This is a genomic window from Nocardiopsis terrae (assembly GCF_014651695.1).
Classification (GTDB): domain Bacteria; phylum Actinomycetota; class Actinomycetes; order Streptosporangiales; family Streptosporangiaceae; genus Nocardiopsis; species Nocardiopsis terrae.
In genome coordinates, this window is sequence record NZ_BMXJ01000006.1 from 605799 (window position 1) to 620970 (window position 15172).

Annotated in this window: 13 protein-coding genes; 10 read left to right on the plus strand and 3 right to left on the minus strand. The window is 71.4% G+C overall.

Features of this window, described 5'->3' with window-relative positions:
- The first annotated feature begins 243 nt into the window (after positions 1-243).
- The 9 genes from IE195_RS19860 (at position 244) to IE195_RS19900 (ending at position 10379) form a co-directional block, all read left to right on the plus strand.
- Positions 244-2793, plus strand: coding sequence for a sensor histidine kinase (locus IE195_RS19860; protein WP_191273641.1), 2550 nt, complete (start codon positions 244-246; stop codon positions 2791-2793).
- Between the two features lies 1 nt (position 2794).
- Positions 2795-3229 (plus strand): roadblock/LC7 domain-containing protein, encoded by a 435-nt coding sequence (locus IE195_RS19865; RefSeq protein ID WP_191273643.1) that lies wholly within the window; start codon positions 2795-2797, stop codon positions 3227-3229.
- A gap of 50 nt (positions 3230-3279) precedes the next feature.
- Entirely contained in the window at positions 3280-3735 is a 456-nt protein-coding gene (locus IE195_RS19870) for a DUF742 domain-containing protein (RefSeq protein WP_229826329.1), read from the plus strand.
- Complete coding sequence (locus IE195_RS19875; protein ID WP_191273647.1) at positions 3716-4318, plus strand: GTP-binding protein; 603 nt, start codon at positions 3716-3718, stop codon at positions 4316-4318. The genes IE195_RS19870 and IE195_RS19875 overlap by 20 nt, the downstream gene beginning before the upstream one ends.
- A 145-nt stretch (positions 4319-4463) precedes the next feature.
- Positions 4464-5381, plus strand: a complete 918-nt coding sequence (locus IE195_RS19880; RefSeq protein ID WP_191273649.1) for a sirohydrochlorin chelatase — start codon at positions 4464-4466, stop codon at positions 5379-5381.
- A gap of 269 nt (positions 5382-5650) precedes the next feature.
- Positions 5651-7993 carry a nitrate- and nitrite sensing domain-containing protein gene (locus IE195_RS19885; RefSeq protein ID WP_191273651.1) on the plus strand — a complete coding sequence of 781 codons (2343 nt, stop codon included), beginning with the start codon at positions 5651-5653 and terminating at the stop codon, positions 7991-7993.
- Complete coding sequence (locus IE195_RS19890) at positions 7983-8435, plus strand: DUF742 domain-containing protein (RefSeq protein ID WP_191273653.1); 453 nt, start codon at positions 7983-7985, stop codon at positions 8433-8435. Before IE195_RS19885 ends, IE195_RS19890 begins: the two co-directional genes overlap by 11 nt.
- A 78-nt stretch (positions 8436-8513) precedes the next feature.
- Entirely contained in the window at positions 8514-9731 is a 1218-nt protein-coding gene (gene lhgD / locus IE195_RS19895; RefSeq protein ID WP_191273655.1) for an L-2-hydroxyglutarate dehydrogenase, read from the plus strand.
- 141 nt (positions 9732-9872) lie between these two features.
- Positions 9873-10379 (plus strand): hypothetical protein, encoded by a 507-nt coding sequence (locus IE195_RS19900; RefSeq protein WP_191273657.1) that lies wholly within the window; start codon positions 9873-9875, stop codon positions 10377-10379.
- A 23-nt stretch (positions 10380-10402) separates the two neighbouring features.
- On the opposite strand, the gene IE195_RS19905 is transcribed toward IE195_RS19900, so the two are convergent.
- The 3 genes from IE195_RS19905 to IE195_RS19915 all read right to left on the minus strand — a co-directional run bounded on the left by IE195_RS19905 (position 10403) and on the right by IE195_RS19915 (position 12737).
- A complete protein-coding gene (locus IE195_RS19905) occupies positions 10403-11116 on the minus strand; it encodes an HNH endonuclease family protein (protein ID WP_191273658.1) in 714 nt (237 codons plus the stop codon).
- A gap of 210 nt (positions 11117-11326) precedes the next feature.
- Positions 11327-11926: a TetR/AcrR family transcriptional regulator gene (locus IE195_RS19910; RefSeq protein WP_191273660.1), complete on the minus strand. Its 600-nt coding sequence runs from the start codon at positions 11924-11926 to the stop codon at positions 11327-11329.
- On the minus strand, positions 11919-12737 hold the full coding sequence (locus IE195_RS19915) for an alpha/beta fold hydrolase (protein WP_191273663.1): 819 nt from the start codon (positions 12735-12737) through the stop codon (positions 11919-11921). The genes IE195_RS19910 and IE195_RS19915 overlap by 8 nt, the downstream gene beginning before the upstream one ends.
- A gap of 292 nt (positions 12738-13029) precedes the next feature.
- Here IE195_RS19915 and tyrS point away from each other — a divergent pair, with 292 nt between their 5' ends.
- Positions 13030-14328: a tyrosine--tRNA ligase gene (gene tyrS / locus IE195_RS19920; protein ID WP_191273665.1), complete on the plus strand. Its 1299-nt coding sequence runs from the start codon at positions 13030-13032 to the stop codon at positions 14326-14328.
- Positions 14329-15172 lie beyond the last annotated feature (844 nt).

Below are 15172 nucleotides of genomic sequence, written 5' to 3' on the forward strand. Positions count from 1 at the left end.
CTCCCAGGGGCGCGCGCCCCCGTGCGTTCGGCGGACACCCCCGGCGCCCCGGCCACCGGACACGCACCCGTTCGACGGGGAATGTGGAATTCCCCCTTCACGAGGCGGGGGAGTGCGGTAGCGTCCAAAGCCTGCGGGCACCACACGTGTTCCCCTTTGCGCGTACCGTGACGACCCGCGCGGGAACCGGCACGCACCAAGCGTGGCCTCCGGTGCCCGCGCCGAGTCCGTGGGAGGAGCGCAGTGGGTCAGTCAGGGGGCGCGGGACGCGGGATCAGGACGCAGCTCAACCGGATCGTGCTGATCCCCAGCATCACCTTCCTCGCGCTGTTCGTCGTGCTCAGCGCGGCCACTCTCGCCCAAGCCGTGTCCCTGCGCTCGTCGGTCGTCGACGGCAGGGCCGGCACCGAGCTCGCCGGGGCGCTCACCGCGCTCCAGGCCGAGCGCCGCCTGAGCGTCGAGTTCCTCGCCGAACCGGGCGACGCCACCCGCCAGGCCCTCGTCGAGGCGGCGGCGGAGACCGACGGGGCGCTCACCCGGGTCAGGGAGGCCCGCGGGGCCCTCGACGGGGACGGCGACGAGCCCGCTCCCCTCAGCCGGGCGTTCTTCGGCTCCCTCGAGGACGTGGAGGACCTGCGCACGGACAACCTCACCGAGCCCGGCCGGACCGAGACCGTCCTGGACACCTACACCGGCGCGATCCACGAGGGCATTCGCCTCTACTCGGACACCGTCCAGGGTTTGGACGACGGGCCGGCCTCGGACGCGGCCTCCGCGGCCGGCAACCTGCTGTGGGCCCAGGAGAGCTTCGGCCACGCCGACGCCCTCGTCACCGCCGTCCTGTCCGAGCGCCGCCTCACCAGGGCCGAGCAGTCCGACATCGCCTCCCTGACCGGAGAGGCGCGCCGCCGACTCGCCTCGTGGAGCCCGGCGGACGGGCAGACGCCGACGGCCGCCGGCGGGACGGCACCGCAGACCGGCGAACCCCCCGCCGCGGACCCGCTCACCGAGGGCGACGCCTGGCGGGAGGCCCTGGGGATCGCCGACACCGTCACCCACCACGAGGCACCGGTCAACATCGACCCCCTCACCGGAGAGCAGACCCGGAGTCCGGCGCCGCCGGCCGGACTCGACGGCTGGCGCGACGCGGCGGACGAGGTCACCGCAGGGCTGGCCGAGGCCGCCGCGGACCAGACGGCCGCCGTCGTGGACCTCACCGAGGCGGCCAGCTCCTGGATGTTCACCCTGGCGGTCGGGGGAGGGATCACCTCCGTGTTCGCCGGCACCGTCGCCTACGGGGTCGCCGCCCGTTCGGCCAGTCGCCTCACCTACCGGCTCGCCAGGCTCAGGGCCGAGACGCTGGGCATCGCCCGCAACGACCTGCCGCGGATCGTGCGCCGCCTGGAGGCGGGGGAGAGCGTCGACCTGGACACCGAGATGAAACAGCTCGACCACGGCACCGACGAGGTCGGCCAGGTCGCCGACGCCTTCAACACAGCGCAGCGCACCGCGGTCGGCGCGGCGGTCAAACAGGCCGACATCCGGGCCGGGGTCAGCCGGGTCTTCCTGGGGATCGCGCACCGCAACCAGTCCCTCGTGCAGCGCCAGCTCCAGCTCCTGGACAGGGTCGAGCGCGAGGAGGAGGACCCGGACCTGCTGGAGAGCCTCTTCCAGCTCGACCACCTGGCGACCCGGGGGCGCCGCCACGCGGAGAACCTCATCATCCTGGGCGGGGCCCAGCCCGGTCGGCGCTGGCGCCACCCCGTCCCGCTCGTCGACATCCTGCGGGGCGCCATCTCCGAGACCGACGAGTACGCCCGGGTCGAACTCGTCTCCGTTCCGGACCTGGCACTGGCGGGGGCGGTCGTGGCCGACGTCATCCACCTCCTCGCCGAGCTGGTCGAGAACGCGACCGCCTACTCGCCGCCCCACACCGACGTCACCATCGCCGCCGAGAACGTCCCCAAGGGGGTGGTGGTCGAGATCGAGGACCGCGGCCTGGGGATGACCGAGCACGATCTCGCCGAAGCCAACACCACACTGTCCGAGGCGCCCGAGTTCGACGTCATGACTCCTGGTACCGACGGCCGTCTCGGCCTGTTCGTGGTGGCCAGGCTGGCCCGCAAGCACGACATCGGAGTGCAGCTGCGCCCCTCCCCGTACGGGGGCACCCGGGCCGTGGTGCTCCTTCCCGGAACCCTGGTGGCCGCCATCAGCGGTCCTCCTTCGGAACGGCCCCGGGTCGCGGCGCTCGCCCGCTCCGGAGCGGGCGGTCCCGACTCCCCGGAAGCAGCCGGTCCCCGGGAGTCCGCGGACCTTCTGGCCGCCGAGGCGAGGACCGCGCGGCCCTTGCTGAGGTCGGTCCCCGAACACGGCGGTCCCGAGGGCGGACCGCGCGAGCGCGTCCCGGGCACCCCGGTGCTCCGCCAGGTGCCGGATCTGGACTCCGAAGCCGAGGAGCTGCTCCCGGAGGAGGCGCCGGCGCCACTGCCCAAACGGGGGACCGACGACGTCAGGGTCGGCGCCGGACCGGGCAGGGCCGGGCTGCCCAGACGCAGGAGGCAGACCAGCCTCGCCCCCCAGCTTCGCGGCGGGTCCGCCCACGGGGAGGCCGCGCGCGAACCGGAACCGGCGTCCCACCGGAGCCCCGAACAGGCGCGCCGGATGATGGACGCCTTCAGTGCGGGGACCCGGCGGGGACGGACCGAGGAGAGCGGTCCGACCGGGCCCGGGCACAGCAGTGATGACCAGGTCGGTGCAGGCACCGGCGACCATACGGGAGAGAGCGACTGAGATGGTGGGCAAGAGCAAGGCGGCGGACAACCTGGACTGGCTCCTGGACGACCTGGTCGACCGCGTCGTCGGGGCCAGCCACGCGATCGTGCTGTCGGCCGACGGCCTGTTGCTCGGACGCTCCCGGGGGTTGGTCTCGGAGGACGCCGAGCACCTGTCCGCGCTGGCCTCGGCGTTCCAGAGCCTGGCCCGGGGGACGGGACGGCACTTCGGCGGCGGGGACGTCCGCCAGACCGTGGTGGAGATGGAGCACTCGTACCTGTTCGTCACCGCGGCGGGAGCGGGGGCCTGTCTGGCAGTCCTGGCGACGGAGGACGCGGACGTGGGTCTGGTCGCCTACGAGATGAACCTGAGGGTCAAACGGGTCGGCCAGTTCCTGACCGCGGCACCCAGGCGCCCGGGCCAGCTCACGGCCATGGGAGGCGGAGGATCGTGAGTATCTTCGGTGAACAGCGCGGGTCGCCGCTGTCGGGCGCGGCCCCGGCGGTGCGGAGCGAGGAGGGGCCCGACCCCTCCCGCGGGCAGCCCCCGGTCTGGCACCGGGGCCGGGGGCACCCGACCTCCGAGGGCCCCTCCAACGGGGTCACCCCGGGCGATGCGCCCGCAGGACCGCTGGTGCGGCCCTACACCATGACCAAGGGGCGGACCCGGCCGGGTGCAGGGGGGCGCGGGCTGGACCTGATCACGATCGTGGTGGCCGCCCGCGACCGCGCGGACCGCCCCCGGGACCCCGAACTCCAGGCGATCCTGACGCTGTGTCGCAGACCCATATCGGTCGCGGAGATCTCCGCGCGCCTCGATGTGCCCCTGACGGTGGTCAAGGTGCTCATCGGCGACCTCGTGGCCGAGGGCGACGTCCGCACCCGGGCAGCGATGCCCGTGGCCCAGCTTCCCGAGAAGAAAGTACTTCAGGCGGTACTCGATGGCATCCGCAGACTCTGAGATCCGGCCGGGCACGCAGGAGGCGATCCCGCAGGCCGTCAAAATCATCGTTGCCGGGGGGTTCGGCGCGGGGAAGACCACCATGGTGGCCTCCGTCAGCGAGATCACCCCGTTGAGTACGGAGGAGGTGATGACCGAGGCGAGCCAGGGGGTGGACGACCTGGGGGGAGTGGAGAACAAGACCACCACCACGGTCGCCCTGGACTTCGGCCGCATCACCATCAACGACGACATCGTGCTGTACCTGTTCGGCACGCCCGGGCAGGACCGCTTCTGGTTCATGTGGGACGAGTTGGCGGAGGGCGCCCTGGGTGCCGTGGTCCTGGCCGACACCCGGCGCCTGGACACCTGTTTCCACGCGGTGGACTACTTCGAACGGCGCGGGGTCCCGTTCGTCGTCGCGGTCAACCGCTTCGAGGGGTCCACCCCCTACGAGGCGGAGGAGGTGCGCGAGGCCCTCGACGTGCCGGCCGAGGTCCCGGTGCTGATGGCGGACGCACGTGAACGCGAATCCGCAAAGGAGGTCCTCGTCCGACTGGTCACCCACGTCATCCACAGTCGCAGCCCGGCCCTGAGCGGCTGACCGGGTGCCCCCGACCCCCAGTGCCGTGTCGGTCCGGTATACGTTCAGGAGATACGCCCGTCAATGTGGTGTTGAACGCTACAATGTCGCGGCAGTGACCACCGCTTCGGCGGTGCGCCCATCCACCTCTCGTCTGAATCCTGGTATGCGAAACTCTGACCGACTTCCCCCACGCGAACTGCCCAAGCGGCGTTCCGGACGCCACCGCAACCCGCTGTCCTTCGACAACTGGTTCGGTACCCCCGCCCTGATCATGGCGGTCCCGGGCACGGCTGAACAGGCCAGGGACGCCGACGGTGAGTTGATCGGTGCCCGAATGGCCGATCTCGTCCGGGCCTACCGCCCCGAGGTCACCATCAGGTTCGGACACACCGAGGGCCGTGAGCACAGCCTCGACGAGGCCCTGGGCGGGCTGGAGAAATCCGGCGACCGTCCCCTCGCCGGCGTCGTGGTCCCGCTGGTCACGGCCCCGCACGCGGGGACCAGCGCCGCTGTCGAGACCGCTGTGGCCGAGGCCGGTGCCGACGTCCGCGTCACCGAGGGGCTGGGTCCGCACCCCATGCTCGCCGAGGTGCTGCACCTGCGTCTGGCCGAGGCCGGGTTCGTACGGGCCGACCGCATGCGCCTGATCAGTGTGACGGCCCGGAACACCACCATGGCCGACGGCGTCGTCGTCGGTGCCGTCGGCGGAGAGGGCGCTGTGGGCGCCGCGGGCGTGACCGCGGTCCTGCTCGCGGCCCGGCTCGGTCTGACCGTGCTTCCCGCCGACCTGGAGAACGAGGCCGCGATCGAGCAGGTCGTCTCCCAGCTCCGCCAGGGCGGTTGCCAGCGCCCGGTCATCGCGCCCAGCGCGCTGGGGCCGGAGATCCCCGCGGACCAACTCGCCGATCTCGCCGACCGCTTCGGGGCCCGGGCGGGCACACCCCTGGGCGCGGACAGCCTCCTGGGCAAGATCGCCGCGCTGCGCTACGCCGAGGTGCTGAACTCGCTCGGCGTGGAACAGCCTCCGACCGCGGAGGAGCTTCCCGCGCCGGTGGGCTCCCGACACCGTCCGGAGTCCTGATTCCGCGACACGCCCCGCCAGGATCCTGTTGCACAGGGCCGCCCGGACCTCCGGGCGGCCCTGTTGCGTTGATTGGTGTGACCTGCTCTTTCAGTCCGGTTGCGACAGGCCTTAACACGGGCGGAGGTGGACGCTTCCGCAAAGAAGGATAACTAGTCGTGATTGTTTGACAACGTACGGCAATGGTTTTTCGATAGCCTCGGCAGGACCGAAAGCCGCCGCGGCACCTGTCCAGGACGCCTCGGCACCCGCACGGGCTGGAGGGGGCCATGCGCAGAACTCACGCGTCCACCCGGACGATCCGCGGGCAGCTCACCCGCATCGTGCTGATCCCGAGCCTGTGCTTTCTCGCGCTCTGGCTCATCGTCGCCACACTCGGCACGATCCAGGCGGCACAGCTCATGAGCGCCGTCAGCCAGGCCAAGGAGGGCACGCAGACCCTCTCCCGGGCGGCGACCGAGCTCCGTGCCGAACGCCGACTGTCCATGGTCCATCTGGGAATCCGGGACAGCGGTGACACCTCGAACCTCCAGGACGACCTGGACGAACAACGGGAGAGTACGGACGGAGCCCTCGGGGAGGCCGTGACCCTGGCCGAGCGGCTGCGCGGCGGCCGGGACGACGAGGTGAACCGCAACGCCGCCGCGGTGACCGGGAGCCCGGACGAACTCGCCGCCCTGAGAGCGGCCGTTGACGACGGCTCGGCCAACCGTGAGGAGGCCCTCTTCCGCTACGGGGGCCTCCTCGACTCCCTCACCGACACCGCCACGTCCCTGCTGCACACCACCGAGGGCGGAGAGAACCTCACCGACGCCGTCCTCACCAGGGAGCTCCTCGCCGCACGGGAGGACTACGCGGCCGCGGACGCCCTGCTCGCCGGGGTCATCCCCGCGGGGCGCATGACCTACGAGGAGACGGCGCACTTCACCTTCCTCACCGCTTCCTACCGCGCCACCCTGGGCGCCGTCACCCACGCGATGCACCCGAGTGTCAGGGCCCGACACGAGGCACTGCTGGAGGAGGAGGCCTGGACGACCGCCGAAGGGCTCAGCCGAAGGGTCGTCACCCGGCCCCCGGTGGCCGAGTCCGACGAGACGGTCCCCGGCCGGGAACCCCTCGCGGAATGGAACTCGGACATCGATGTCGAGGCGGAGGAGTGGGACGGCTCCTCGCCCGCCGCCGCCCTCGCCCTGGGTGACCTCGCCCGGGCCCAGACCGAACGCACCGTGGACCTGGCGTGGAGCGCCGCACTCCTCAGGGCCGCCCTCGGGGTGGCCGCGGCTGCCGTCACCCTGCTCGGCGGGGTGGCCGCCATCGCCCTGGTGAGCCGGTCCTCGCGCCGTCTCACCGAACGCCTCGCCTGCCTGCGCGAACAGATCCTGGACCGGGACGCCGACCTGCCCGACATCATCGACCGCGCCCAACGGGGAAGCAAGGTCGACGTCGTGGACGAGCTCCCGCCCCTGGACGAGGAGGGCGACGACGAGATCGGACAGGTCGCCGAGGCGTTCGACAGCGCCCAGATCACCGCGGTGGAGGCCGCGGTCCGGCAGGCCGAGATCCGACGCGGCGCCAACCGCGCCTTCCTCGGGATCGCCTTCCGGAACCAGACCCTGGTCCAGCGCCAACTGAGGCTGCTCGACGAGATCGAGTACAACGAGCAGGACCCCGAGGCACTGCGCCAGCTCTTCCGCCTGGACCACCTGGCCACCAGGGCCCGCCGCTACGCCGACAACCTCATCATCCTCGGCGGCGGCCAGTCGGCCCGCCGCTGGCGTCAGCCGCGGCCCCTGGTGGACGTGCTGCGCGCGGCCATCGCCGAGACCGAGGACTTCGACCGGGTCCGGCTGATGTCCGCCCCCCGGGTGCTCATGCACGGACAGGTCGTGGCGGACATCGTCCACCTCCTCGCGGAACTGGTGGAGAACGCCACCCAGTTCTCTCCCGCGGGCACCCCCGTCGACGTCAGGTGCAGCCCCGTCGGTGGCGGACTGGTCGTGGAGATCGAGGACCGCGGCCTGGGCATGTCCGAACAGGGGTACGCGGCCGCCGAGCGCACGCTCACCCGGCCGCCGGAGTTCGACGTCATGGCACTTCCCGACGACCCCCGGCTGGGGCTGTTCGTCGTTGCCCGCCTCGCCGAACGGCACGGTGTCCGTGTGTGGCTCAACCCCTCGCCCTACGGAGGAACCCTGGCCACCGCCCTGATCCCGGACAGCCTCCTGGAGCCCGCGGACGCTCCGCTCACGGTCACCAGCGCCCCCGTGGGCGCCCCCGCCTTCCCCGGCGCCCTGGGCGGTTCGGGGCCGCAGGGGCGGGTGCCCCCTCCGGCCCCCCAGGGGCCGTTCCCGGGTTCCGGACCCCGGGTGCCCTCCGGAACGCAGGGGACCAACGGCCTCCCCGGGCCCTGGAACCAGGTCGGCCCCTCGGGCCCGCAGGGCCCGTTCGGGAACCCGGGGGAGCAGGGGCACTCCGGGCCCCGCCACCGGAACGGCGTCCCCGGCCCACAGGGGCCGTTCGGGCACTCCGGCAGCCAGGGACCCCACAACCCGCCCTCACCGAACACCTCATCCTTCCCGACACCGCCAAGAGGAGGGCCCAGTGAGCGTTGAGGGCCGCCACGCCCGTCGCCTGACGGACCGCGGCACGGACAGCCGCCCCGAGGGGTACGAGCCCAGACCCGCCGGTCGGGGGGAGGACGCGCAGACCGAGCGGTTCCTGCGCCCCTACGCCGTTGACGCCGGGGCCGCGGAACGCTCCGGACCGTCCCCCGCCACGTCCGCCGACCTCGATCTGCTCACCCTGGTCATGGCGGCCCGCACCCCCGGACGCCACGAATGGCTGCGCCCCGAACGGGAGACCATCCTCAACCACGCGTTGAGGGCCCGGACCGTGGCCGAACTGGCCGCGGCGGTCGGCCTCCCCACCGGCCAGGTCCGCGCGATGGTCGCCGAGATGGTCTCCGACGGCTCCCTCCAGCGCTGCGGCCCCTCACGCCCCCTGGGCAGGGAGGACATCCTGCACGCCGTCCTGGTCGGGCTGCGCTCCCTGTGAGAACCCCCCCGGGTCCGTCCGAGCCCCGAACCGGACCTCCCGCGGGCGGCCGCGTCCGGCTGTTGCTAGCGTGCGCCCATGCGCAGCACCGAACACATCGGCATCGTCGGAGCGGGAATCGTCGGGCTGGCCCTGGCCCGCCACATCACCCGCCACCGTCCCGGCACCCGGGTCACCGTCATCGAGAAGGAGAACCGGGTCGCCGCGCACCAGAGCGGCCACAACAGCGGTGTCGTCCACGCCGGGCTCTACTACCGGCCCGGATCCCTCAAGGCCACCCTGTGCCGCCGGGGCGTCGGTCTGCTCAGGGACTACTGCGCCGAGCACGGCCTGCCCTACGAGGAGGCGGGCAAGCTCCTCGTCGCGGTGGGCGCCGAAGAGGAGGAGCGCCTGGACGACATCGAGCGCAGGGCCGAGGAGAACGGCGTCCCCGGTGTCACCCGTCTGGGCCCCGAGGGGATCCGCGAGATCGAACCCCACGCGGCCGGCGTCGCGGCCCTGCACTCGCCCACCACCGCCATCACGGACTTCGTCGCGGTCGCCGAGCAGCTCGCCGACGACGTACGCCGCTCCGGCGGCCGGGTCCTGCTCAACACCCCCGTCATCGGCCTGCGACAGGACCACGACGGTGCGGAGGTCCTCACCGGAGACCCGAAGGCGGAACGGGTCATCCACCGGTTCGACCGCCTGGTCCTGTGCGGCGGCCTGCAGAGCGACCGGCTCGCCCGGATGGCCGGCGGATCCGCGGACCCGAGGGTCGTTCCCTTCCGCGGCCACTACCACGAGCTCGTCCCCGAACGCCGGGGCCTGGTACGCGGGCTCCTCTACCCGGTCCCCGACCCCCGGTACCCCTTCCTGGGCGTGCACCTGACCCGGCACGTCCACGGCGAGGTGATGGCCGGCCCCAACGCCGTCCTGGCCACGGCACGCGAGGGCTACCGGGCCCGGGACCTGCAGGTCCGCGAACTCGCGCAGACCCTGGCCTGGCCCGGGTTCTGGCGGCTCGCCCGCAGGCACTGGGCCGTGGGCGCCCGGGAGACCCTGGTGTCGGCCTCCCGGGCGGTGTTCGCCGGCCAGGCCCGCCGCCTGCTCCCCGAGCTCACCGCCGAGGACCTGCGCCCGGCCCCCGCGGGGGTGCGCGCCCAGGCCCTGGGCCGGGACGGAGGCCTGCTGGACGACTTCCACGTCGACACCCGCGGACGCGTCGTGTGCGTGCGCAACGCCCCCTCGCCCGCGGCCACCTCGGCCCTGGCCATCGCCGAGTTCCTGTACGACGGCTTCGTCGGGGGGCACTGAACCGCGCCCGAAACGGTACGGGGTGTGTCGGAGCGGAGTTATCCACAGGTCCGGGCACACCCTGGTACTGGCCGCCGTCCCGGCCGACCATGGAGGAACCGGTGGTCCGGGACGGTCCCGTGGTCATCGGCGGAGGTGACCATGACCCTGACCAGGTGGGCCCCGGTGGCCCTCGCCACCGTGCTCGCGATCGTTCTCACGGCGGCTGCGCCCGCCGTCGGCCCTCGAGGAGGACCCTTGGACGGATTCACGATCGGGCACCTGCCCGCTCGGATCGGGGCGGAGGCCTCGACCGCGGACTTCACCTACGAATGGGAGGGCGTCTCCTTCACCTCCCGGGCCTGGGAGCAGGCCAAGGACGGTGGCGGGTTCCAGGTACTGCTCCAGGTCCTGGTCCTGCGCGGGGAGGAGCTCACCGACCTCTCGGCGGTCCGCGCCTTCCTCGCCCGCTACCACGAGCGCGACCCCGAGGCCTGGGAACTCGAGGACTTCGACAACAGCGGGACGCCCGGCCTGTACGGCGGGAACGAGGCCTTCTGGTCCCCGGACGAGGGGGTCGCGGTCGAGGTCCGCGACCCCTTCGGCCTGCTCGGGGAGGAGGAACTGCTCGCCACCGCCCGAGGCGTCGGCCGACAGAACCCGGCCTAGTCGGAGCGGTGGCGGGGCGGGGCTCAGCAGCCTTCGAGGACCTCGCGCAGCGCGGCCTCCTCGTCCGGGTCCACGGTCAGGTCCCACACGTGCTTGACCTCGATCCAGGAGACCACGTAGTCGCAGTGCGCGGACTCCAGCGGGGGCAGCCAGTCCGCCGGGTCGGAGTCGCCCTTGGAGCGGTTGCTCGACGCGCTCACCGCCCACAGCTGGGACGAGTCGAGGTCGTTGGCGAACTTCTGCCGCTGTTCGGTCGACCACGCGTGGGCGCCCGACCGCCACCCCTCCTTCAGGGCCACCATGTGGTCGATGTCGAGGTCCTGTGCTTCGGTGAAGGTCTCCCCGTCGAACTCGCTGTACCAGGACCCCGACACCGGTTGGCAGTCGTCGTCGGTCTCCACGTTCTCCCCGTCGCGGAGCAGGACCACCTGGCGGGTGGTGCAGTTGTCCTCGACACCGGAGTCCCAGTGGGGGAAGAGCGCGCGGTCGTATCCGGGCGGGTCCTCCTCGGCCTCGATCCGGAGCTCTTCCATCTGCTCTCTGGCCTGTCCGACATCGGAGGACGCGGTACCGGAGGAGCCCTGGGGAGCGGTGGCGGAGTCGTCGGTCTCCAGGTCGATCACCCCGAGCTGTTGCAGCGCGAAGGCGGCGATCACCAGGGCGCCGACCACGGTTCCGGCGATCGCGGTCAGCTTGGACACGGGTTTGCCGCTCTCGGAGAAGGGATTCTTGGCCATCAGGGAACTCCAACACTGTCTTGCTTCCCGCGACGGGCGGGTCGTCCGGTCCGGGCCCTTCAAGCTTGGCCCATCACCGGAGCGGCAGGAAACAGGAACGGAGGCGATTCCCCGCCGGTCAGCGCGAGCGTCCCCCACGGGTCCGGGCCGAACAGGGGGAGCGGGTCGCGCAGGGTGCGGCTGCCACCACCCCGGAGCGTCCGGTCGGCATCAGTTCCCCACCTCTCGTTCGGCCCGTCCGTCCGGTCCGGGCCGGCGTTCCAAAGCGCGCACGAAGCCCTCCACCAGGGCCGTGTAGCTCTCGTCGATGTCCTCGGGCATCCCGAACCCGCCCCGGGCCTCCAGGTCGACGAACCCGTGCAGAGAGCTGCGCAGCGCACGGATCGTGTGGACCACCTGTGCCTCGGGGATGTCGAACCCGCGTAGTACCGCCGCGATCACCTCGACGGGTCTGGCGAAGGCCGCGTACGCCTCGGTGTCCGAGGGGGTGGGAGCCTGTTGGATCGAGGTGTAGCCGCCGGGGTGTTCGTGCGCGTACCTCCGGTAGGCCCGGAACAGCGCGTGCACGGCCTCGGCACCGGACTTTCCGACCGCGGCGGCTTGGAGGCGGCCGCTCAGCTCGGCCACGGCGAGGAGGGACACCTCCCGGCGCAGCCCGGCCAGGCTGTCCACGTGTTTGTACAGGCTCGGGGTCGCGACTCCGAGCCGTTTGGCCACCGCGGCCAGGGAGAGGGCATCGAACCCTCCCTCGTCGCTGAGCGCGGCGGCCTCGGCGGTGACCAGTTCGGGTGTGAGACCCGCCCTAGGCACCGGCGTTCACCCTCTCGATGAGCTCGGTGATGACGGGCACCACGACGTCGGGGCGCTGCGACTGCGGGTAGTGCCCGCAGTCGGGCACCATCACGAGGCGGCCGCCGACGACGGAGGCCGCCCACCGGGCCTCGGCTCGGGGGTCCTTCCAGTCGGGGTCCCGCTCTCCCATGACCACGACCGCCTCGGCGTTCGGGTGTTCTGAGCCCTCGATCCACTCCACCGCCCGCTTCGGGCCGTTGACGGTCGCCAGGACCGCGCGGTAGCGGTCCGCGGGGCGCAGCATCCGGCGGATTCTCTCCAGCTGTTCGCGGTGCCCCTCCGGGGTCCGCCCCGCGTGGAGCCTGCCGTAGAAGAGGGCCAGTGCCCGGGGAGCCCAGGGGCGGGTGAGGAGGACCCTTTGCAGGGCCCTGGTCGCCCGGGTGGACCTGGGCGGCCGTAGGAAGGGGGCGAGCAGGGTGATTCCCGCAACCATGTCCGGGCGTTCGAAGGCGGCGATGGTCACCGCTCCGGCTCCCAACGAGTTGCCGACCATCACCGTCGGACCCCCGCCCAGCTCCTCGGCCAGGGCGATCGCGTCGGTCGCCGCCGCGTGGTCGGTGTGGTCGTCGAAGGCGGTGTCGCTGTCCCCGTGACCGCGTAGGTCCATAACGGCCACGCTGTGCCCCGCGGCGGCGAGTGCGGCGCCCACGAACCGGAAGGAGGACCGGTGGTCGAACATGCCGGGAACGCAGATCACGGTCGTTCCGGTGTGCTCGGCTCCGTACAGGTCGTAGGCGATCCGCCCCTCGGGGCGCTGGAGGTGGTGCATGGGTGCTCCCTGGTCCGCGGCACGAGTCGATGGGCTCATGCGTATAGCCAAAAAGCTAATGCCATTAGCTAATTCGGTCAAGGCCCCGCCCCCGGGCGTTCGGTCCGGCGTCGGTGGCGGTATCGGAGGCAGTGCCGGCACCTGTGCTGCCGGTGGCCGCGTGAACTGGGGCGACGTCCAACCGATAGCGTGGCCGTGTGAGGGATGACCGGGTGCCCCGGCGGTGCACAGGATCTACACTGCGAGGCAGATCGGGCCGAAGGGCCCGCCTAGACAACAAGAGAGCTACACAGTGATCGACATCATCGACGAACTCCAGTGGCGCGGCCTGATCGCGCAGACGACCGACCTTGACGCACTCCGCAAGGCGCTGGCCGATGGTCCGATCACCCTCTATTGCGGGTTCGACCCGACGGCGGGAAGCCTGCACGTCGGCCACCTCACCCAGGCACTCACCCTGGCCCGTTTCCAGCAGGCCGGGCACCGCCCCATCGCCCTGGTCGGCGGCGGCACGGGACTCATCGGTGACCCCAAGCCCAACGCCGAGCGGCAGATGAACTCGGTGGAGACGGTGCGGGGCTGGGTCGGGAACCTGGCCGGGCAGCTCTCGGCCTTCCTGCGCTTCACCCCCGAGGGTGAACCGGCCGGCCCCACGGACGCCGTCCTGGCCAACAACGGTGACTGGCTGGGCGAGATCAACGCGATCGAGTTGCTCCGCGACGTCGGCAAGCACTTCAGCATCAACCAGATGCTGGCCCGCGAGACGGTCAGGAGCCGCCTCGACGGCGAGGGGATGAGCTACACCGAGTTCAGCTACGTGCTCCTGCAGTCCTACGACTTCGTCGAGCTCTACCGGCGTTACGGCTGCACGCTCCAGACCGGCGGCTCCGACCAGTGGGGCAACATCACCGCGGGTCTGGACCTGGTCCGCCGGATCGAGGGCAACGAGCCGCACGGGCAGGCGCACGGACTGACCACGAACCTGCTCACCAAGGCCGACGGCACCAAGTTCGGCAAGACCGAGTCCGGCACGGTCTGGCTCGACCCCGAACTGACCTCGCCGTACGCCTTCTACCAGTTCTGGTTCAACGCCGACGACCGCGACGTCATCCGCTACCTCAAGGTGTTCACCTTCCTCTCCCGCGAGGAGATCGAGGACCTGGAGCGCCAGACCCAGGAGCGCCCCCAGGCCCGTGCCGCCCAGCGCACCCTCGCCGAACAGCTGACCACTCTGGTGCACGGTGCGGAGGAGACCCGCAAGGTCAAGGAGGCCAGCCTGGCGCTCTTCGGCAGGGCCGACCTGTCCGAGCTGGACGGGCCCACCCTGGGGGCGGCCCTGGCCGAGGTGCCCAAGGCCGAGGTCTCCGGACCGGTCGGCGACCTGCTCGTCGTGGACCTGTTCGCCCAGAGCGGCCTGGCCCCCAGCAAGTCGGCGGCGCGCCGCGCCATCCAGGAGGGCGGTGCCTACGTGAACAACGTGAAGGTGACCGACGTCGAAGCCAGGATCGGTCCCGACGATGTGCTCGGAGGCGGCTTCGTCGTGCTCCGTAAGGGCAAGCGCAACGTCGGCGGCGTCGTTCTCCGGGGTTAGGCGCACTGAACAGCCGAGCGGCGGAGGAGTCGAGTGGCCGAGTGCACCGGGTGGGTGCACCGGCCTGATCGGCCGGAAACACGGGCCGGCCCCTTCCTGGGGCCGGCCCCCGCCGTACCCGGGGTTCGGTGAGAGGACCTGGTGTGCTCGGGGCTCGCCCGGAGGGGGCCGGTGCCCGGATGCGGGTATCGGAGCCAAAGATCTGGTTTGGTCCTGGAATGATGCGGGCAAGATGGCTGTTGTCTGAAAACAGCCGACGTAACAGCGCGATCCGGGTGTGAGGACCGCGTACGTCAGGGCCTTGAGAAGCCGCCCGAACAGGGGTGACTGAGGCCCGGGTCGCCGAGACGGCATCCGATCCGGGTCCTGACTTGACGTCCACCCCCGCCTTGCCTATAGTTGCACGAGTCGCTGCGGGACGGCGGGCGGAGCCACTTCAGGTTCCAGCCCAGAACCGGGCCGCGATCACAGACACCTCTTCCGAAACAGAGTGGTTCGAGCAGTGCTCGGAACATGTAAACTTCGGAGAGCCGCTTCAAAAGCCCGGTGGAAGCCAACACGGCAGAAACACCAAGGCAAACGAAGCACACGGGCTTTACCCCGAACAGGTTGTTTAGTGGAAACACTGACACAAACCGCCAGTTTGGCGGGGCGCGGAACACCTGATAAAGTAAAGACACAACACAGCGAGAAAGCCGCACAGCGGCCGGACCGCAACAAAGCTTCCACGGAAGAGCAAAAGAAACCACGGTTTCGATGCTTGTACGGGAAAAGCGATTGTTTCTTGAGAACTCAACAGCGCGTGTTTGATTTTCTTTAAGCCATGTTTGTTTTGGCCCCGACG